General features: G+C 68.2%; 17 protein-coding genes and 1 riboswitch. Of the genes, 3 read left to right on the top strand and 14 right to left on the bottom strand.

The annotated features are described in order from the left end of the window. Positions 1 to 59: 59 nt before the first annotated feature. From ACFCV3_RS07430 to ACFCV3_RS07420, 3 genes are read right to left on the bottom strand one after another with little or no spacing between them, the layout of a single operon-like run. Complete coding sequence (locus ACFCV3_RS07430) at positions 60 to 1,544, bottom strand: CHAD domain-containing protein (protein WP_376027136.1); 1,485 nt, start codon at positions 1,542 to 1,544, stop codon at positions 60 to 62. 31 nt (positions 1,545 to 1,575) lie between these two features. Further along, positions 1,576 to 1,719, bottom strand: coding sequence for a hypothetical protein (locus ACFCV3_RS07425; protein WP_376027134.1), 144 nt, complete (start codon positions 1,717 to 1,719; stop codon positions 1,576 to 1,578). Next, positions 1,716 to 2,507, bottom strand: coding sequence for a methyltransferase (locus tag ACFCV3_RS07420; protein WP_376027132.1), 792 nt, complete (start codon positions 2,505 to 2,507; stop codon positions 1,716 to 1,718). Before ACFCV3_RS07420 ends, ACFCV3_RS07425 begins: the two co-directional genes overlap by 4 nt. 28 nt (positions 2,508 to 2,535) lie before the next feature. Between ACFCV3_RS07420 and ACFCV3_RS07415 the strand changes: the two genes are divergently transcribed. Then, positions 2,536 to 3,996, top strand: coding sequence for a PLP-dependent aminotransferase family protein (locus tag ACFCV3_RS07415; protein WP_376027129.1), 1,461 nt, complete (start codon positions 2,536 to 2,538; stop codon positions 3,994 to 3,996). A gap of 550 nt (positions 3,997 to 4,546) precedes the next feature. Here ACFCV3_RS07415 and ACFCV3_RS07410 read toward each other — a convergent pair. The 6 genes from ACFCV3_RS07410 to ACFCV3_RS07385 form a co-directional block, all read right to left on the bottom strand. Next, on the bottom strand, positions 4,547 to 5,344 hold the full coding sequence (locus tag ACFCV3_RS07410) for an ABC transporter ATP-binding protein (RefSeq protein WP_376027126.1): 798 nt from the start codon (positions 5,342 to 5,344) through the stop codon (positions 4,547 to 4,549). A 2-nt stretch (positions 5,345 to 5,346) separates the two neighbouring features. Then, complete coding sequence (locus tag ACFCV3_RS07405) at positions 5,347 to 6,333, bottom strand: FecCD family ABC transporter permease (protein ID WP_376027123.1); 987 nt, start codon at positions 6,331 to 6,333, stop codon at positions 5,347 to 5,349. Between the two features lie 32 nt (positions 6,334 to 6,365). Beyond that, a complete protein-coding gene (locus ACFCV3_RS07400) occupies positions 6,366 to 7,358 on the bottom strand; it encodes a FecCD family ABC transporter permease (RefSeq protein WP_376027121.1) in 993 nt (330 codons plus the stop codon). Next, positions 7,355 to 8,377 (bottom strand): ABC transporter substrate-binding protein, encoded by a 1,023-nt coding sequence (locus tag ACFCV3_RS07395; RefSeq protein ID WP_376027118.1) that lies wholly within the window; start codon positions 8,375 to 8,377, stop codon positions 7,355 to 7,357. The genes ACFCV3_RS07400 and ACFCV3_RS07395 overlap by 4 nt, the downstream gene beginning before the upstream one ends. Before the next feature lie 24 nt (positions 8,378 to 8,401). Further along, positions 8,402 to 8,582, bottom strand: a riboswitch (cobalamin riboswitch). 31 nt (positions 8,583 to 8,613) lie between these two features. Further along, a complete protein-coding gene (locus tag ACFCV3_RS07390) occupies positions 8,614 to 9,552 on the bottom strand; it encodes a hypothetical protein (RefSeq protein WP_376027116.1) in 939 nt (312 codons plus the stop codon). 13 nt (positions 9,553 to 9,565) lie between these two features. Then, a complete protein-coding gene (locus tag ACFCV3_RS07385; protein WP_376027113.1) occupies positions 9,566 to 10,867 on the bottom strand; it encodes an MFS transporter in 1,302 nt (433 codons plus the stop codon). Between the two features lie 127 nt (positions 10,868 to 10,994). Between ACFCV3_RS07385 and ACFCV3_RS07380 the strand changes: the two genes are divergently transcribed. Beyond that, entirely contained in the window at positions 10,995 to 11,798 is an 804-nt protein-coding gene (locus ACFCV3_RS07380; protein WP_376027111.1) for a hypothetical protein, read from the top strand. A 128-nt stretch (positions 11,799 to 11,926) separates the two neighbouring features. Here ACFCV3_RS07380 and ACFCV3_RS07375 read toward each other — a convergent pair whose 3' ends face one another. Next, on the bottom strand, positions 11,927 to 12,268 hold the full coding sequence (locus ACFCV3_RS07375; RefSeq protein ID WP_376027109.1) for a sterol carrier family protein: 342 nt from the start codon (positions 12,266 to 12,268) through the stop codon (positions 11,927 to 11,929). A 99-nt stretch (positions 12,269 to 12,367) separates the two neighbouring features. Here ACFCV3_RS07375 and ACFCV3_RS07370 point away from each other — a divergent pair, with 99 nt between their 5' ends. After that, the gene (locus ACFCV3_RS07370; protein WP_376027108.1) at positions 12,368 to 12,985 is read left to right on the top strand and encodes a hypothetical protein; all 618 of its coding nucleotides are present in this window, start codon (positions 12,368 to 12,370) and stop codon (positions 12,983 to 12,985) included. A 162-nt stretch (positions 12,986 to 13,147) separates the two neighbouring features. Here ACFCV3_RS07370 and ACFCV3_RS07365 read toward each other — a convergent pair whose 3' ends face one another. The 4 genes from ACFCV3_RS07365 to ACFCV3_RS07350 are packed head-to-tail and all read right to left on the bottom strand — an operon-like array spanning position 13,148 to position 17,409. After that, positions 13,148 to 14,686 (bottom strand): alpha/beta hydrolase, encoded by a 1,539-nt coding sequence (locus ACFCV3_RS07365; protein WP_376027107.1) that lies wholly within the window; start codon positions 14,684 to 14,686, stop codon positions 13,148 to 13,150. Beyond that, positions 14,683 to 15,687 (bottom strand): stage 0 sporulation family protein, encoded by a 1,005-nt coding sequence (locus ACFCV3_RS07360; protein ID WP_376028696.1) that lies wholly within the window; start codon positions 15,685 to 15,687, stop codon positions 14,683 to 14,685. Before ACFCV3_RS07360 ends, ACFCV3_RS07365 begins: the two co-directional genes overlap by 4 nt. Positions 15,688 to 15,714: 27 nt before the next feature. Further along, positions 15,715 to 16,728, bottom strand: a complete 1,014-nt coding sequence (locus tag ACFCV3_RS07355; protein WP_376027105.1) for a DUF4190 domain-containing protein — start codon at positions 16,726 to 16,728, stop codon at positions 15,715 to 15,717. A 33-nt stretch (positions 16,729 to 16,761) separates the two neighbouring features. Beyond that, entirely contained in the window at positions 16,762 to 17,409 is a 648-nt protein-coding gene (locus ACFCV3_RS07350) for a DUF4190 domain-containing protein (protein WP_376027103.1), read from the bottom strand. Positions 17,410 to 17,466 lie beyond the last annotated feature (57 nt).

Genomic DNA, 17,466 nt, shown 5'->3' with positions numbered 1-17,466 from the left:
CAAAGTTCCGCCTCCAGAAGGTCCCGGTATTCCCCTGAACCGGGACCTTCTGCTGTGTCTTAAAACTTCAGCGACGGCCACACTTCGAGGAACGCTTCGATGGAAGCCTTGCCGCGCGCTTCCTCGATCGCATGCAGGCGACCGAAGGTGAACGCGTTGCCACCCTCCAGATGCACCTGTACGGCGAGCTCCCGCAGCAGGTCGCGCGACACCACCGAGTCCTGGAAGTCGCCGAGAATCTCCTGCACCTCCTCGCCCCGCGTGGCCAGCATGCTGCCCTCATCACCCAACACCGGTACGGCGGCCTCTCCGGCGTACCGGAGTCGTTTCGCGGCCTTGCGCACCTCGTGGAGCTCGTGGTCCTGCTCCTCCGCCGTCTCGGCGTCCTGCGCCCGGCGAACCGCCTTGCTCATCCGCTTCAGGTCGTGGTGCAGCAACTCGGGCAGCTGCTTGGCGGCCTTCCGGTTGTGACCGGTCAGCGGCGGCTCGGCGATCAACTGGTCGAGCGTGTCCAGCAACCGGAAGTACCGCTCGCTCTCCAGCGCCGCCAGTGCACCCGCCCGGCCCTCCTTGTAGACCGCGCGCAGATGATCGTCGATCCGCGCGGCAACTCGGCCCATCACTAACTCGACCGGCTGCTCACCGACCTCGGCAGCGAAGTGCGCCCGCTGAACCTCGGCATCCCGCGCGACCCCGAGCTCACCGGCCAGCCACTTCAGCTCGGCCCGGATCTCGTCACCGACCTCGCGGTCGATGACCGGTCGGAATGTCGCCAGCGCCGACCGCAGCCGCCGGGTCGCGACCCGGAACTTGTGGATCCCCTCCGGCGCATCCCGGCGTACTTCCGGATCCCGCTGGCGAATCGCCCGCACCTGCTCAATGGCATAGGCCCGGAACACGTCGGCCGTCCGCGGCTTGGCGGGCAGCTCCCACTCATCGCGGGCCGGCACCCGATCGCCGAGGGCGCGCGCCAGCTTGCTCGGTCCGGCGGCCGGCTCGGCACCGGCAGAACGCAGTACAGCCTCGGCAGCCTCCAGCAACTCGCGGTCGCCGCCGACCAGCTCGACCTCCCACTCACGCCAGCTGTCCGGCTCGCCGTCACCGGTCGTCGCCGTGACGTGGTCATCAGCCAGCTCCGCCAGTACGTCGCCGTTCGCGTCGAGCAGGCGGTGCACCACGCGCCGGGTCTGCAGCGTGACCACCGGGATCAGCTCGTGGTCGCGGATGTGCACCCGGACCGAGCGGACCAGCGCGATCGGAACCTTCCGCACCGCCCGGCCCAGCGGGTACTGCACCTCGAGCCGCGCGCCGGACGACTTCGGGAACTTCACGTGCCAGCCGTCGTCCTCACCGCCGGTCCGCCGTCTCAGTGTCACCTGGTTCGCCGCGAGGGCCAGTTCCTCGGTGTCGAAGTACACCGCCTCCAGGTCGAGCTCGACCGGTTGCGCCACGCTCGCCACACCAGGTAACTCGTGCAGCGCCGGAAGATGGGTCGACTCGGCGACGTCGTACTTGGTCTCGATCTCTGTCTGCTCGGTCGGCATGCCTACTGTTTACCAGCAGTTCATGAACTGGTCAGGCGAGTGCCCGCAAGTCGGCGACCAATCGTTCCAGATCGCGGTCGGGAACACCGTTGGCCGACAGGGTTCGGAGCTGCCGCCGGCGGTTGCGTTGCAGGCCCCAGGCCGTCAGTACGACGACCGCCACGAACCCGATCATGTCCGCCCCACTCCGCGGAAGAACGTGTAGTGGAAGGTGCCGCCGGGCTCGGCCGTCCGCTCCAGGTCCCGGATACCTGCGGCCCATTCGGCTGGTGTGAGCAGACCATCGGCGAGAGCTTGCTCACGTACCGACTCGACCATCGCGATGAACGTCTTCCGGGTGAAGCCGTCGACCAGGTGCGGCAGGGTCTCGTCGGCGTACACGGTCCTGGGCTCGGTGTGGATGTCGTCGTACCCGGCCGCAGTGAGGAGCGGTTGCACACGGCGGCCGATGAGTGAGTCGCCGCCGGCCTCGGCCTGCAGGTCGACCAGGCACTCGATCACGGCCTGCGCGGCCGCACTGCGCGGGTGGTAGAACGCGGACTGGTGATCGCCCTCGATGACCGTGATGGTTCCGCCGGGTCGCAGCAGTTGGCGCAGGCCGATCAGCGCAGCGGTCGGATGGCGGAGATGTTCGAGGACGAAGCAGACGAAGATGTGGTCGAACTGCTCACCCTGAAGCTCTTCGAGGTCGGCACACCGCCATTCGACGCGGGCCTCGGGTCCGACTCGCTCTTTGGCTTGAGCGAGCGATGCCTCGGAGATGTCGATCGCGACCAGGTCGATCCCTGGATGCCGAGTGACCAGCTGGATCGTCTGAGCGCCGACTCCACAGCCGGCTTCGAGCACCCGTGCGCCTGGCGGATAGGCAATACCACCGTGCAGAAGCTCGGCCAGGGTCTGCGCCTGATCCGTGAGCCGACGCGTCTCGGCCGGGGTGTATCCATGCACGTAATCGGTTCTCATATCTCCACGGTGCCGTCACAATGGACCGATGGACAGGTCCAATCGTGGCGACTTCAGTAGGACCAATGGAGCAGACTTCCTCCAGCTGAACGCTTTGGAAGCACCACCTGGCGGCTTGGCCGACTGGCTGACCGACCAGCTCCGAGCCGCGATCTCCGACGGCCGACTGGCGATCGGCAGCCGCCTCCCTTCCAGCCGGTTGCTGGCTGCCGAACTGCAGGTCTCCCGTGGTGTCGTCACCGAGGCCTACCAACGGCTCACCGAGGACGGTCAGGTCAGCGGCCGCGGCCGCGCCGGCACGGTCGTGGTCGCCGCTCCGGCCGTCGCCCCCGCACCGCCGCGCGCCCGGTCAGGTTCGCGGGTGCCACAGATCGATGCACCTGGCCTCGACATCTTCGACACCCTCCGCGCCGCCCCTGCCCGGATCGATCTGACCCCCGGCGTACCGGATTTGGCTTCCTTCCCCCGCGCCGCCTGGCTGCGCTCCGAACGCGCAGTCCTCAGCAACCTCGAGGCCTCCGCCTTCGGGTATGGCGACCCGTCCGGCACGCCGGAGTTGCGCGCAGCCGTCTCGACCTGGCTGGCCCGCTACCGCGGTATCACCGCCACCCCGGACGAGGTGATCATCGTCGCCGGAGTCGCCCAGGCCATCGCCCTGCTCACCCAACTCCTCGCGGCCCGTGGGATCACCGAGATCGCGGTCGAGGATCCGAGTTCACTGGGATCGCGTCAGCACCTGGAGGAATGGCAACTCCGGACCCGGCCGATCCCGGTGGACTCCAGTGGACTGCAGGTCGACGTACTGCGGAAGTCGGGTGCGCGGGTGGTGATGGTGACTCCGGCCCACCACTTCCCGACCGGCGTCGTACTGGAGGGTGAGCGGCGGCGCGACCTCCTGCAGTGGGCCGCCGACGGTGGGCTGATCTTCGAGGACGACTACGACGCCGAACACCGCTACGACCGCCCGCCGATCCCCGCGCTGCGCTCGATGCAGACCGAGCAGGTGATCTACGCCGGCAGCATCTCCAAGATCCTCGCCCCCGCACTGCGGATCGGCTGGATCGTCCCACCGGCCCAGTACCGCGACGAGTTCATCGCCCTGAAACGCCGCGCCGACCTGGGCAACGCCGCCCTCCCCCAACTCACCCTCGCCCACCTGATGAACTCCGGCGAACTAGAACGCCAGCTCCGCTACGTCCACCGCCGCCACCGCACCCGCCGCGACGCCATGGCCACCGCCATCATCAACTACTTGCCCACCGCAACAGTCCACGGCGCCGCCGCCGGCCTCCACCTCACCATCACGTTCCCGTCCGGCCTCGACGACGTAGCCCTGGCCACCGCCGCCCTCGCCGCCGGCATCAAGGTCCACCCCCTCTCCTGGCACTGCCAACTCCCCCACGCCCCCGGCCTAGTCCTCGGCTACGCCGCCCGAACCCCCACCGACCTAACCCAAGCCATCCAAACCCTGTCCACCCTCCTCCCCTGATCCCCCTCACCACCGGGCGCCCACACCGCGCCCCCACCCCCGCTCCCCATCCAGTTGCGCAACGGCGGGCCGCCCAACCGCACGCCGCACCCCCACCCACAACCCGATGCGCGAACCCACCAAATACAGCTCGTCGGGCGACCCCCGGGCGAGATCGATCGGGCAGCCGGACATCTGATGGGTCGCCACCACGGCCGGCGCCCCCACCACGGCCGGCACCCACCAATGGGGTTGAGCCGGCAGGTGGCCTGTCGATTTGGTGGGTTCACCTACCAAATGGGAGGTTCTCGCCCCGGAAAGTCGGCGGGGAACCTCCTAGCCGGTGGGTGCACCCACCAAATGGGGTCGGCCTGAGGAGTCGGGGTCGGCCTGAGTAGTCGGGGTCGGGTGGCGGGGTCGCGTGGCGGGGGCGGGGTTGCGTGGCGCGGGGCGAGGTCGCGGGGCCGGGGGCGGGGTCGCGGCGCGGGGGCGGGGGCGCGGGGCGGGGGCGGGGGCGCGGTTGCGTGGCGCGGGGCGGGGCGCGGGGCGGGGACGGGTGGCGAGGGCAGGGTTATTTGTTGGGTGGGGTGGGTCTGGGGATGGGGAGGACTAGGGGGGTGTTGGTTAGGGGGTCGGGGATTATTTGGGCGGTTAGGTTGAAGACGGTGGCGACGGTGGTGGGGGTGATTACTTCGGTGGGGGTGCCGGTGGCTGCTATGCGGCCGTTTTTGAGGGCTATCAGGTGGTCGGCGTAGCGGGCGGCGAGGTTGAGGTCGTGGAGGACCAGGACGATCGTCTTGTGGTGCTGGCGGTTGAGGTCCTGGACGAGGTCGAGGATCTCCAGTTGGTGGGCCAGGTCGAGGAAGGTGGTTGGTTCGTCGAGGAGCATGGTGTCGGCGTCCTGGGCGAGGGCCAGGGCGATCCAGACTCGTTGGCGCTGGCCGCCGGACAGTTCGTCGAGTGAACGGTCGGCCAGGTCGGCGACGCCGGTTGCGGCTAGGGCTGCGGTGACGACTCGCTCGTCCTCTTCGGACCACTGGCGGAACCAGCGCTGATGCGGATGCCGGCCGCGACCGACCAGGTCGGAGACCGTGATCCCTTCGGGAGCGACCGGTTGTTGCGGGAGCATGCCGAGCTGGGTTGCGAGTTGAGCGGCACCGACCTTCGCCAGGTCGATGTCGTCCAGGTACACGGCTCCACCGCGCGGGGTGAGCAGTCGCGCGAGGCCGCGGAGCAGCGTGGACTTGCCGCTGGCGTTGGCCCCGACGATGACGGTGATCTGCTGCCGCGGGATCAGTACCGAGAGTTCGTGTACGACGGCGCGACCGTCGTACGCGAGGGTTAGTTGGTCTGCCCGGAGTTCGGTCATTGTCAGCCTCCCCGGCCGATGCGGTTGGCGCGAGCCATCAGGACGAGCAGGTACGGCGCTCCCAGGAACGCGGTCACGATGCCGACCGGCAACTGGGTCGGCGCGAAGATCTCCCGGGCGACGAGGTCGGATGCGACCACCAGCAACGCGCCAAGCGCACCGGCCATCAGCAGCCCGGCAACGCGTTCGGCCACCAACCGCCGTGCCAGTTGCGGCGCCACCAGAGCCACGAAGGCGATCGGTCCCGCGGCCGCCGTCGCCAACGCAGCCAGGGCAACCCCGACTGCGATCAGCAGTGCCCGGGACAGCTCCACGCGACCGGACAGGGTCCGCGCCAGGTCGTCACCGAGTTCCAGCAACCGCAGCTGCCGAGCGCCGGCGAGCGCCGCCGGCAACAGGACCATGAGTGCCGCCCCGATCAGCACGGCATGCGACCACGTGCGACCGGACAGACTCCCAGCCAGCCACTGCGAGGCACTCTTCGCGGTATAGATGTCGGCCAGCGTCAACAGGTACGCAGTGACCGAGCCAATGATCGCCGTCACCCCGATGCCGACGAGGACAAGTCGATAGCCGGAGACCCCATCACGATAAGCGAGCATGTACACGGCGGTTGCCGCAAGCAACGACCCCAGCAGCGCACCACCCGGGATCCACCCACTACCGAGCACAGTGATCATCAGTACGGCGGCCAGCGCGGCCCCGGCGTTGACCCCGATCAGGTCCGGGCTGACCAGCGGATTGCGAGCCAGCCGCTGGAAGATCGCCCCCGAAACGCCGAACGCCGTACCGACGCCGATCCCGACCAGAACCCGTGGAAGCCGGTTGTTGACCACAATGTCGTTGAGGATCAACGTCCCCTGGCCACTCAGGGTCTCCAGCACCAACGACAACGGAATCTGATAGTCGCCCCGAGTCAGCGAGAACGCGCCGACAGCGAGAGCCAGCACCCACGCAACAGTCGACCAGACCAGGCTGGAAACATCCACGCGCGTGGAGACCCGACCAACCCGAAGCGTTTTCACAGCGCCGCCAACCGACGACGGCGAACCAGCGCGATGAACACCGGCGCACCGATGACCGCGGTAATGATCCCGACCTGCAGCTCATCCGGACGAGCCACCAACCGCCCAACGACATCGGCAAGCAGCAGTACGGCGGGCGCCAGCACCATCGACCACGGGAGAATCCAGCGATAGTCCGCCCCGACAAGCGTCCGCGCCACATGCGGTACGGCGAGCCCGAGGAACCCGATCGGCCCAGCGATCGCAGTCGCCGTACCAGCAAGAACGACAACCGCCAGCCCAGCCATCACCCGCACCAACGTAACCCGCGTACCCAGTGAGCGCGCCAGCTCGTCACCCAGCGCGAGCTGATTCAGCGACCGCCCGAGAACCAACGCCAGAACGATGCCCACAGCAACAAACGGAACGGCCTGGCCGATCACCGACCCGGTAGCCAGCGTGAGCGACCCGACCACCCAGAACCGGAATTCGTTCAACGTCGACAGATCGAGCAACGTGATCGCCGACGTCACCGACCCCAGCAGCGCGGAGATCGCCGCCCCGGCCAGCGCGAGCTTCACCGGCGTCGCACCGCCCCGCCCGATCGCGCCGACCAGATAGACGACCACAGTCGCCACCAGCGCTCCACCCATCGCAAACCACACGTACCCGGTCAGGCTGTGCACACCCAGCACCCCGATCGCCCCGACCACGGCCAGCGCGGCACCGGCGTTCACCCCGAGAATCCCCGGATCCGCCAGCGGGTTACGCGTCACGCCCTGCATCAACGCACCCGCCAGACCGAGCGCCGCACCCGCCAGCAGACCAGCACCTGTCCGCGGCATCCGCAGATACCGGATCACGCGATCGTTGTCGCTCCCGGTGAAGTTCGCCAGCGCCAGGTAGACGTCATGCGCCCCGAAATACTGGTTCCCGACACTCAAGGACAGCAGGACGGAGACCGCGAGAACGGCGACGCACAAGAGCAGGCCGGCCGCACGCCACCTCATTTGAACAGGTCAGCGTGAATCGTCTTGGCGATGTCCTCGGTCGTATGCGCACCACGCACCCCGGCCGAGTGGTTCGCGAACAGCCACGGTACGACGTGTTTGTTGCGGACCGCCTTGAGATTCTGGAAGGCCGGGTTCGCGAGAATCTTGTCCACTTCGGCCTGTGACGAGGCCGGTGTCAGAGCCGCGTCACAGCAGCCGCTGATCAGGAGGTAGTCGGGGTTGCGCTTGATCAGCTCCTCGACGCCGATCTTCACGTTCCGCTTGGCCGTCAGGTCGGTGAAGGCGTTCACTCCACCGGCCTGCTTGATCAGCACGGTCCCGAAGTCCGGTCCGCCGGAGACGGTCAGCCCGCCGCCTTCCATCCCGGGCCGCAGAATCGCGACGGTCGGCTTCGGTGCGTTCTTCACCTTCGTCTCGACCGCGGCGATCCGCTTCTCCTGATCGGCGATCACCTCTTCGGCCCGGGCCTCGACCCCGAACAGCTTGCCGAGACCGCGCAGATCGGCGTACACGTTGTCCATCGTGACGCTCGCCGGATCGATCGCCTCGTCGCCCTTACCGTCCGCGGTCGGGCAGAGCGGGCTGAAGATCCAGGTCTGGACCCCGAGCTCGGCCAGGCTCTTGCGGCTCCCGAAGCTCTCGTCGCTGCCACCGCCGGCGCTGAACACGTCGTTGAACCCGGACAGCACGAAGTCCGGGTTCGCCGCGAGCAACTCCTCCCGGCTGGGCAGGTTCTTGTAGTACTTCGCCTTGGACTGAGCGCTCGCGTACTCCGGGAGCACCTCGGCATCCAGGTACGCCGTACCGACCAGGCGCTCGGAGATACCCAGCGCATGCGCCATCTCGATGGCCGGCTGGTACGCCGCGAACACGCGCTCCGGCGGACCGCTCACGGTGACGTCGATCCCGCAGTTCTGCACGGTGATCGTCGATCCCGGCGGACTGGCCGCGGTGGACGTGCCACAGCCGGCCAGCAGGCTCAGAAGAATGACAGGGACAACGGACTGACGCAGCACGGAACCGCTCCTCCAGCACCTCGTGGACGGATCACATGCCGTGGCCGGTCTCCTGGCTGACGGGACTCAGTTCACCGGCGGGTCTTCCCAGCGCAGGGCCAGTGACCTCCCTCAAGAGGGACTGTCGGTGAACTCCCGATCACAGTGGCGAGGGCCGCTCCGGCATCACACCGGCTTCCCGAGCACCACGGCGCGGCCACAGTAACACCCGCGAACCCGTCGCATGTACAGCAGATTCAGCGGTACCGCGAAATCATCGCGAGCGCGAACTGCGTCATCGTGTCCGGGTTGACCGCCCGCGCGGGCAGCGGCACCAGGTCGAGGAGTTTGCTCTCACCGAGCCGGATCGTGGTCCGCCCGGTCGCGGTGTCGACGTACCCCTCGTCACCCAGCGGGATCGACTGGGCGGTCGGCGCCTTCCGGATCGCCGCCATCAACGCCATGGCCTTCGGAGTACGGCGTACTGACGTGGACAGCACGCTGTTCGCGGAAACCCACCCGCAGACCAGGTCCCCGGCCTCGGTCTGACCGTCCCGCCGGAACAGTGTCGGCGAACCCATCACCCTGGCCGCGGCCGACGATCCCCGCTCGCAATCCGGCCGCGCGATCGTCGGCTCCGGCGCGGGCAGCCCACCCACCTGCCGGACCACCTCCTGCCCCAGTACGACGTACTTCGCGAGGGTCGCCTTCGGCCCGGAGACCTTGTAGAGGCGACCGTCGAACAGGAACACCACTGTTGTGTCGGTTCCGAAGCCGCCTTCGCCGACGACTGCAGGCTTGCCTTTGAACACCTTCTGCACCGCGGCGAGTGTGGCCTTCGTCGCGTCCTGCACCGACACCCCGACCCTCAGCACCGGTCCGTTCGGACTGGTACTCAGGCCGAGCTGACAGGTGTCATACGTCACCGGTACGCCGAAGTCGGCCGGCGGGGTCTTGGGCTGAATCTGCACGGCCGGTACGCCGAGTGTCGCCTGCACGAGCGGTTGATCCATCCGAACGCACACCGTCTCGGCGACCTTGGCGGTCGGCGGGGTACTCGATGGAGTGGACGACGGCGTCTGGGGAGGAGTCGTGCTGATCGGCACCAGCGGCGGCACGCTCGGTGCCGTCTCCTGCCCGGGGCCACCGCACCCACTGACGAGCACTGCGACAAAAGCGAGCGGCAGGATACGCATAGTGCGCCAAAGCCTACGCTTCGTCCGCTTCCGCCGCGGCCCGCAGATCGCGTTCGCGGACCGCGTGCTCGTCGGTGCGAGCGTCGTACCGCCAGAAGTCGCGCAGGGCGGCGCCGGTGGCCGCGACGCCGGCCACACACAGGATGCCGCCGCTGACGATCGACGTCCGGACGCTGGTCAGGTCGGCGACCAGGCCGGACCGGGCCTGGCCACCGAGCGGGCCGAGCATGTAGGAGAGCATCTCGATTCCGGCCAGCCGGCCGCGCATCTCGTCCGGGATCGTCTGGTTCCAGATCACCGCGCGGAACAGGCCGGAGACCAGGTCCGCGGCGCCGGCGAAGGCGAGGAAGACGAGCGCGAACCAGATATTCGGCGCGAGACCGGCGATCCCGATCGCCGCGCCCCAGCAGGCGGCCGCCATCACGACGGCCCGGCCGTGGTGATGGACACGGCGGGTCCAGCCGCTGGTCAGGGTCGCGACCATCGCGCCGACAGCCTCCGCGCTGTAGAGCGCACCGAGCAGCTTCGGTTCCTTCAGCACCTCGGTGGCGAACGCCGGGAACAGCACGATCGGCATCGCCATGAACATGCCGACCATGTCGACGACGTACGTCCCGAGCAGGTCCTTGCGGCGCGCGGCGTACTTGATGCCGTCGGCGATGCCGCGCAGGCTCGGCGGTTCGGAGTGCTCGCCGACCCGGTACGGCTTGAGTCGCAGGTACATCAGCGTTGCGATCGCCAACCCGGCCAGCTCGATACCGAAGGCCCAGCTGATCCCGGCGGTCCCGACCAGCACACCACCCAGCGCAGGGCCGACCAGTTGACCGGCCTGCATGGTCAGAGCGTTCAGCGCGACCGCGGCCGGCAACTCCGAGTGCTTGACCACACGCGGGAACAGCGCGTCCCGGCTCGGCCGCTGCAGTGATGCGGCGATCGCGTTCAGTGCGCCACAGACGTAGATGATCCAGACCTGCGGGTTGCTCAGTAGCGCGTTGCTCAGCAGTACGGCGCAGACGGCGACCTGCGCGACGCCGGTGAAGATGAGCATCTTTCGGCGATCCACGTGATCGGCGAGGGCGCCGCCGTACAGGCCGAAGACGACCAGCGGGACGATGTTGACCAGGCCCATCGCGCCGACCGCGAAGTTCGAGTGGGTCAGCGAATACAGCTGGTAGGGCAGGGCGACGTACCCGAACATGCTGCCGAGAAAGAAGATCGAGCCCGAGACCACCAGGATCCGGAAGTCACGGGAACCACGCCACGGAGTCAGGTCGACACGCAGCCGGGCCAGCCGCGCTCGGAAACTTGCTGCCACCGCCACATCCTGTCAGCAGCTGCCCCCAGGCGAAGAACCCTTTTCTCCCTACCGTGGAACCGATTGGTTGCCCTCGGCGTCAATCTCCCTGCATGTCACAGACCCTGTCGAAGACGGAGAGAACCGGATGATCTCGACCAAGTCGGTACGCACCAAGGTGTTCGCCACCCTCGCCGCGGGGGCCGCCGCCGGTGCCACCCTGCTTGCGCCCGTGGCCGCGCAGGCCACGACCAGTACCGCCACGGCACCTGCCGCGGTCACCCAGGCCACGGCGGTCTCGGACGTCCTCCAGCCGGGCCAGAAGCTGAAGGCCGGTAACTACATCCGTTCCAAGAACGGCCAGTACACGTTCCTCATGCAGTCCGACGGCAATGCGGTGCTCTACAAGGGCAAGACCGCACTCTGGTCGACCGCGACCAACCGCAAGGCCTCCGTCCTGGTGATGCAGAAGAACGGCAACCTGGAGGTCGTCTCCGGCAAGACTGTCGTCTGGCAGAGCAACACCGGCACCAGCCCGAACGCCCGGCTCGTCGTGCAGAACGACAACAACCTGGTCATCTACAACACCCGGAACAAGCCGAACTGGAGCCGCTACATGGTGGTCGGCACCCTCGGGATGAACCGGGTGCTGAAGTACCCGGAGTTCATGACGTCCGTGAACCGCACCTACCGGGCGTACATGCAGGGTGACGGAAACTTCGTCCTCTACAAGGGCAAGACCCCGCTGTGGAGCACCAAGACCCAGAGCAAGGGCGCCTTCGTGGCCATGCAGGGTGACGGCAACCTGGTCGTCTACAGCGCCGCCAAGAAGGCGCTGTGGTCCAGCAAGACCACCCGCAAGGGCTCCGTGCTGGTCCTGCAGAACAGCGGCGACCTCCAGATCGTGAACGGCCGCACGGTGGTCTGGCGCACCAACACCGCCGGCCGCTGAGAAAATTTCCTGCCGAATTTCTTCGGTTTGTGAACTTTCCGGCTTCTCGGTGCGTCTTGTAAGTAGCCGCGGCACCCGGGGCGGGGTGTCGCGGCCTCTTCATGCCTTGTTTCTGGCCATTTCAGTGATCATATGGTTACCAAGGGCAACAATTCGCTGAGGTCGGTGCGTTCACCACTCGCGCGCAGTTTCCCGGTACTACGGGCCTCGGGCCAGGTGGTCCGGCCGAGGGCGAGCTCGATCCACAGCTCGGGTGGCAGCTCGACCACCGCGCCCGGCGTTCCGCGGGTGTGGCGCGGGCCCTCGATGCACTGCACCGCGCCGTACGGCGGGACGCGGACTTCGACCGCATGTCCGGGGGCCTTGGCGACCAGGAGCTTCAGCAGCTCCTTCGTCAGCAGTTTCAGGTCGGGGCGCTCGGCCGTGCCCGCGTCGTACCGCTCCAGGGCCTGATCAAAGGGCGTGCTCACGACGAGCCAGCGTACGCGTCAATTGTGATCGCGCCCCCTTCGTAGTCGATAATCAAGCCGGTAGAAACGGCTGGATTAAATTGGCAGGGAGAGGTCGGGATGCTCACGCCCAGGCACCAGGCACTGCTGATGACACTGGCGGGGATGACCGTCGGTGTTGCAGTCTTCGGCAGCGTGCTGGCCATCAACAGCATCAGGAACGGCGACGACAAAAGAGCCACCGATGTCGTGACCAGTCAGACCCCTCCGAGTACCACGCCCCGCGGCGACGGTCTGCAGGCCGACAGCCTGCAGTACACGGCGCAGACCTTCGGCACCGACCGGGAGCCGGCCTCCGCCGAGGTCCCCTCGACGTGGAAGGTCACCCAGAACGGCCAGCGGCCGCGGTTCCTGGATCCGACCGGCGTCTGGCAGATCCGCTTCGACACCCGCGGCAGCAGCAAGTCCCCCGAGCGCCAGGTGAGTGAGCGCGAGCGCAGCATCCAGGAGCAGCAGCTCAAGGTGCTCAGCCGCGACAACGGCACGCTCGTCTACACGTACGTCGATGACGCCCGCGGGCCACGGATGGGCCTGTCCCGCTGGATCTCCACCGACAACGGCGACAACACCGCGGCCGAGATCACCGTCGGTGGCCGCCCACAGGACGAGGCCGCACTACGGGCCGTCCTCGAGCGCGCCACCCAGACCCTGCAACTGTCGGACGACCGCCCGAACTAGGGCGTGTCTCTTGAGTCCGCGCCGTAGCGAGCATGTGCCCGGTGCGGTAGCTCGGCGTGCTGGAGGGGAGGCCTCGATGCTTTTCCATCGTGGCCTTTCCTCCAGTGCGGCGAGGTGCCGTGCCGGGTGCAGCGCAGTAGGCGTGGGCTTAAGAGACACGCCCTAGCAGCTGATGTCGGCGGTCGGTGCCTGGCCCTGCAGCAGGTAGGTCTCCACGACGTTGTCGACGCACTGGTTGCCGGCCTTGTAGCCGGTGTGACCGTCGCCGTCGCGCGTGACCAGTACGCCGCTCTCCAGCTGCTTCGCGAGTCCGACGGACCATGCGTACGGCGTGGCCGGGTCACGCGTCGTACCGACCACGACGATCGGCTTCGCGCCGGCGGCCTTGATCGGGTGCGGCTTGTCCTCCGGCTTGACCGGCCAGTTCGCACAGGCCAGTGAGCCCCAGAGCAGGAACGACCCGAACCGCGGGGAGGCCGCCTTGTACTTCGGCTCCTCGGCCTTGGCCTGCGCGACCGAGGCGATATCCGGGCGATCCACGCAGTTCACCGCGTAGATGACCTCGTTCTGATTGTTCGCGTAACCGGAGCTCTCACGCTCGGTGTACTGGTCGGCGAGCGCGAGCAGCCGTGCACCCTTGCCCTCCAGTCCGTCGAGAACCGCATCCTCGAGCCGCGGCCACAGGTCCTTCGCGTACAGCGGATAGATGACTCCGAGTACGACGATCGCCTGCGTGACCTCGCGGTCGCCGGTGCCCGGCAGCGGCTTCGCGTCGCTGTCGTTGATCAGCTGGTCGACCTTGGCCAGGACCTCGGTCTTGCTGCTACCCAGCCGGCACTGCCGCTGCGCACACTCCTCGGCAAAGGCGTCCAGCGCGGTGTCGAAACCCTTCGCCTGCGCGATGTTGTTGTCCTGCGACGTGTTCGCCGGATCGACAGCACCGTCGAGCACCAGCCGGCCGACGTTCTTCGGGAAGAGTTCGGCGTACGTCGCGCCGAGGAAGGTGCCGTACGACATCCCCAGGTAGTTCAGCTGGGCGTCCCCGACGATCCCGCGCAGTACGTCGATATCGCGGGCGGCGTCCTTCGTGCCCACGTGTGGCAGCAGCTCACCCGATTCCCGCTCGCAGCCGTCGGCCAGGGTTTTGGCCTCGTCGTTCAGCGCGGTGATCTCGGCGTCGTCGTCGGGACTGCCGTCGGCGGCGATGAACTTGTCCAGCTGCTCGGTGTCCAGGCAGTTCACCGGCGTCGACTGGCCGACGCCGCGCGGATCCCAGCCGATCACGTCGAACTTCCGCAGCAGCGACGCCCCGAGCACGAACCCGGCCGAGGCGGCGAACTCCACCCCCGAGCCACCCGGTCCACCCGGGTTGATGAACAGCGTGCCGATCCGGCCGGCGCGGTCGCGGGCGAGCACCTTGCGCGCGCTCAACTCGATCGTCTTGCCGGCGGGCTTGCTGTAGTCCAGCGGCACCTTGATCGTCGCGCACTGCTGATTACTGCCGCAGCGCTCCCAATCCGGCTTCTGGTTGTAGAACTGCTCCAGCCCAGCAGGGATCGGACCGGCCGGACCGGTCGGCGGCCTCCCGCTCGGCCCACCACTTCCACCGGCGTCCGCATCCTGCGCCCGGCTCGCCACGCCACATCCACTCAGCAGTACCGCAAGAGCGGCCAGTACGACGGTCGTCCTGCGGAATCTCACTGCTCAGCTTCTCCTTCTTCGTGGTTCAGGCGGCGCCGGCGCCGGGGCTTCCGCTGCCGCCGCTCCTCGGTCGTCTCCGGTGCTGCCTCAGCCACCGGTTCCACGATCTGCGGCTCGGGCTTCGGCTCCCGGCGTACAGGCGCCGGAAGCTCAACCGGTACGGCGTCAGGTGTCGTCGTACTGGAGGCTTCGTACTGCTGGCGCGGGGAGCACACGTCCGCGCGACTGCAGGCGCAGCGCCGGCCGGAAGCTGCCAGCCGGACCACGACGGTGTCGCTCGGCACGTTGTGCCCGACGACCACTCCATCACCCGCGGGGGTCTCCACCGCGGTCCCGACGGCCGGGGCCTTCGCGTTGTACTCCTGGTAGAGCGGGTGCTCGTACTTCAGGCAGCACATCAGCCGCCCGCACGCGCCCGAGATCTTCAGCGGGTTCAGCGGCAGGTCCTGGTCCTTCGCCATCCGCACGCTGACCGGCTCGAAGTCCTTCAGGAACGTCGCACAGCACAGGTCCCGCCCGCACGGCCCGATCCCGCCCTGCAGCCGGGCCTCGTCGCGCGCGCCGACCTGGCGGAGCTCGATCCGCGCCCGCAGCCCACGGGCCAGATCCCGCACGAGCTCGCGGAAATCCACCCGGTGCGGCGCGGAGAAGTACACGATCACCAGCTGGTCGACATCGGCCCGCCGGTCGACGAAGTCGATCCCGACCACCTTCATCGGCAGGTCGTGCTGGCGGATCAGCCGCTTGGCGATCACCCGGGCATCGGCCCGGCGCTGCCGGTTCTGCTCGTCGCGGTCCAGGTCGGCCGGGGTCGCGATCCCGTCACACAGCGGCAGCCCGCCGATCTCCTCGGTCACGAACTGCGGCGCCCACACGCACTCGGCGACCTCGGGACCGTCGTCGGTCGGGACCAGCACCTTGTCCCCGACCCGCGGTCGATGCGGTCCGGGATCCAGGTAATACAGCCGCCCGTACCGCTCGAACGACACCGCCATCACCATGCCCACGCCGTCAGCGTACTTGCCGTCCTAGCGTTTGGTGCCCTTGACGGACCCGGTGAGGTATTCGCCGTACGCGCTGCAGACGACCAGGCGGTCGTGGTCCTCGTCCCAGAGCGTCTCGTCCGGAACCCGCCACAGCAGGTCGAACTCGGACTTGTCGGCACTCTTGCCGACGTACGTCGCGAACTCGGCGGAGCAACGGCTCTTCGCGATCTGGTCCAGCTTGCTGGCACCCGGATAGGGGCCCTCGGGGAGGGTGACGTTGGAGACGACCTCACCGTCGTGCGGGCTGGTGCAGTCCTTGCGCGTCACCTCGCCGTCCTCGTTGCCGTCGTCGAAACACTCACCGACGGCCAGCTCCTCGACGTACGTGCCGGAGTACGACGTGCTCGGCCCGGAGTACGGCGCGCCGTAGTCGTCCTGGCCGTCGGCCCACAACCCGAGGGCGACGATCCCCACGATCATCAAGGTGAAGCCGAGGGTGAGGACCCCGCCGGTGATGATCCCGGCGATCGCCATCCCCTTGCCGTCCTCGTGCGGCCGGCGCTTGAGCTGCACCAGCGCCGCGACCCCGAACCCGACCCCGAACGGCGCGGAGATACCGACCGCGAACCCACCGAGCCCACACACCAGCGAGGCGATCGCGAACGAGTTCGTCTTGTTGCCGACCTGTCCCGGATAGCCGTACCCGTACGCCGTCGGGAACCCACCCGGCCCGTACGGCGGTTGTCCGTACGGAGGCTGCCCGTACGGCGCCGGCGCCGGAGCCTGTCCATAGGGCACCGGCGTGTGCACCGGCGGCTGCCCATAAGGCGGCTGCTGCCCGTACGTCGGTTGGCCCGGCCCCTGCCCGTACGGCGAGGTCGCCGGCGTGGAGGGCTGGCCCGGTGCGGCCCACACGGACTGGGTGGGGAGCGGCAACGTGGGCTCGGCCGTCGGGACGGGCTGCGTGACGTCGTCTTCTGGGCGTGCGTAGTTCGGGAAGGACCTCGGTGTGTCCTGTGGCCGGTCCGGTTCCGGACCGTACGGTGGTTGACTCACGACTTCCCCCAGGTGTTTCCCCCGCGCACCCTGCTACCGCTGCGACCCGCGCATGCTACCGCTCAACCGGGTCCCCGGCATCCCGACCAGGCACAACACGTTGCCGTCAGCAACAGCACGATCCTCCAGGACCACGAAGTACATGTCCAGCTCCGACTGTTCGTACGGCTTCCCGATGAACGTCCCGAACGCGGTCGTGCACTCCTGGGTCGCGATCGTCTGGGTCTCTTCCGTGGTCCGTCCGGACAGCTCGGCCCGCACCTTCGCGTAGGCCTCGCCGCTGTGCTCGGTCCGGCAGTTCGCGATCCGCGCCATCCGCAGCGTGTCCGCCTCCAGGTCCGCGTCGAAACAGCGCCCGACCTCGACCTGCGCGATCGGTACCGTCCGCCCGACCCCGTCCCGCAACTGCCCGTACAGCCCGAGCGCGACCGCGACCCCGGTGAAGATCGCCCAGCACAGGCAGACCACCAGAGCGCCGTACGCGAATCTTTTCCCGCGGCCGCCGTTGCGCTTGATCCGCCGCAGCGCGATCCCCGCGAGCACCATCGACACCGGCACCAGCCCGGGCAGGCTCGTCACCAGCGCAGCCAGCGCATACCGATCCTGCCGCTGCTGCGCCGGCGTCGGCACGCCGTCCAGCCACGACTCAGCGGTCGGTAGCGACGGCCGCACAGGCTGCATCGGTGGAAGGGTCATGAGGGTCCGTTCGGGCGGCGCGACCGAGCGAGCTGTTTTGCC

The organism is Kribbella sp. NPDC056345 (genome assembly GCF_042262745.1).
Lineage (GTDB): Bacteria > Actinomycetota > Actinomycetes > Propionibacteriales > Kribbellaceae > Kribbella.
Note: the sequence above shows the minus strand (reverse complement) of the source record. Positions and strands in the feature narration are given on the sequence as shown.

Excerpts from the sequence above, each read along its gene's own strand:
- ACFCV3_RS07415 (WP_376027129.1), top strand. The coding sequence starts at position 2,536 with ATGGACAGGTCCAATCGTGGCGACTTCAGTAGGACCAATGGAGCAGAC.
- ACFCV3_RS07390 (WP_376027116.1), bottom strand. The coding sequence starts at position 9,552 with ATGCGTATCCTGCCGCTCGCTTTTGTCGCAGTGCTCGTCAGTGGGTGC.
- ACFCV3_RS07410 (WP_376027126.1), bottom strand. The coding sequence starts at position 5,344 with ATGACCGAACTCCGGGCAGACCAACTAACCCTCGCGTACGACGGTCGC.
- ACFCV3_RS07420 (WP_376027132.1), bottom strand. The coding sequence starts at position 2,507 with ATGAGAACCGATTACGTGCATGGATACACCCCGGCCGAGACGCGTCGG.
- ACFCV3_RS07360 (WP_376028696.1), bottom strand. The coding sequence starts at position 15,687 with ATGGTGATGGCGGTGTCGTTCGAGCGGTACGGGCGGCTGTATTACCTG.
- ACFCV3_RS07370 (WP_376027108.1), top strand. The coding sequence starts at position 12,368 with ATGCTCACGCCCAGGCACCAGGCACTGCTGATGACACTGGCGGGGATG.
- ACFCV3_RS07400 (WP_376027121.1), bottom strand. The coding sequence starts at position 7,358 with ATGAGGTGGCGTGCGGCCGGCCTGCTCTTGTGCGTCGCCGTTCTCGCG.
- ACFCV3_RS07350 (WP_376027103.1), bottom strand. The coding sequence starts at position 17,409 with ATGCAGCCTGTGCGGCCGTCGCTACCGACCGCTGAGTCGTGGCTGGAC.
- ACFCV3_RS07380 (WP_376027111.1), top strand. The coding sequence starts at position 10,995 with ATGATCTCGACCAAGTCGGTACGCACCAAGGTGTTCGCCACCCTCGCC.
- ACFCV3_RS07430 (WP_376027136.1), bottom strand. The coding sequence starts at position 1,544 with ATGCCGACCGAGCAGACAGAGATCGAGACCAAGTACGACGTCGCCGAG.
- ACFCV3_RS07425 (WP_376027134.1), bottom strand. The coding sequence starts at position 1,719 with ATGATCGGGTTCGTGGCGGTCGTCGTACTGACGGCCTGGGGCCTGCAA.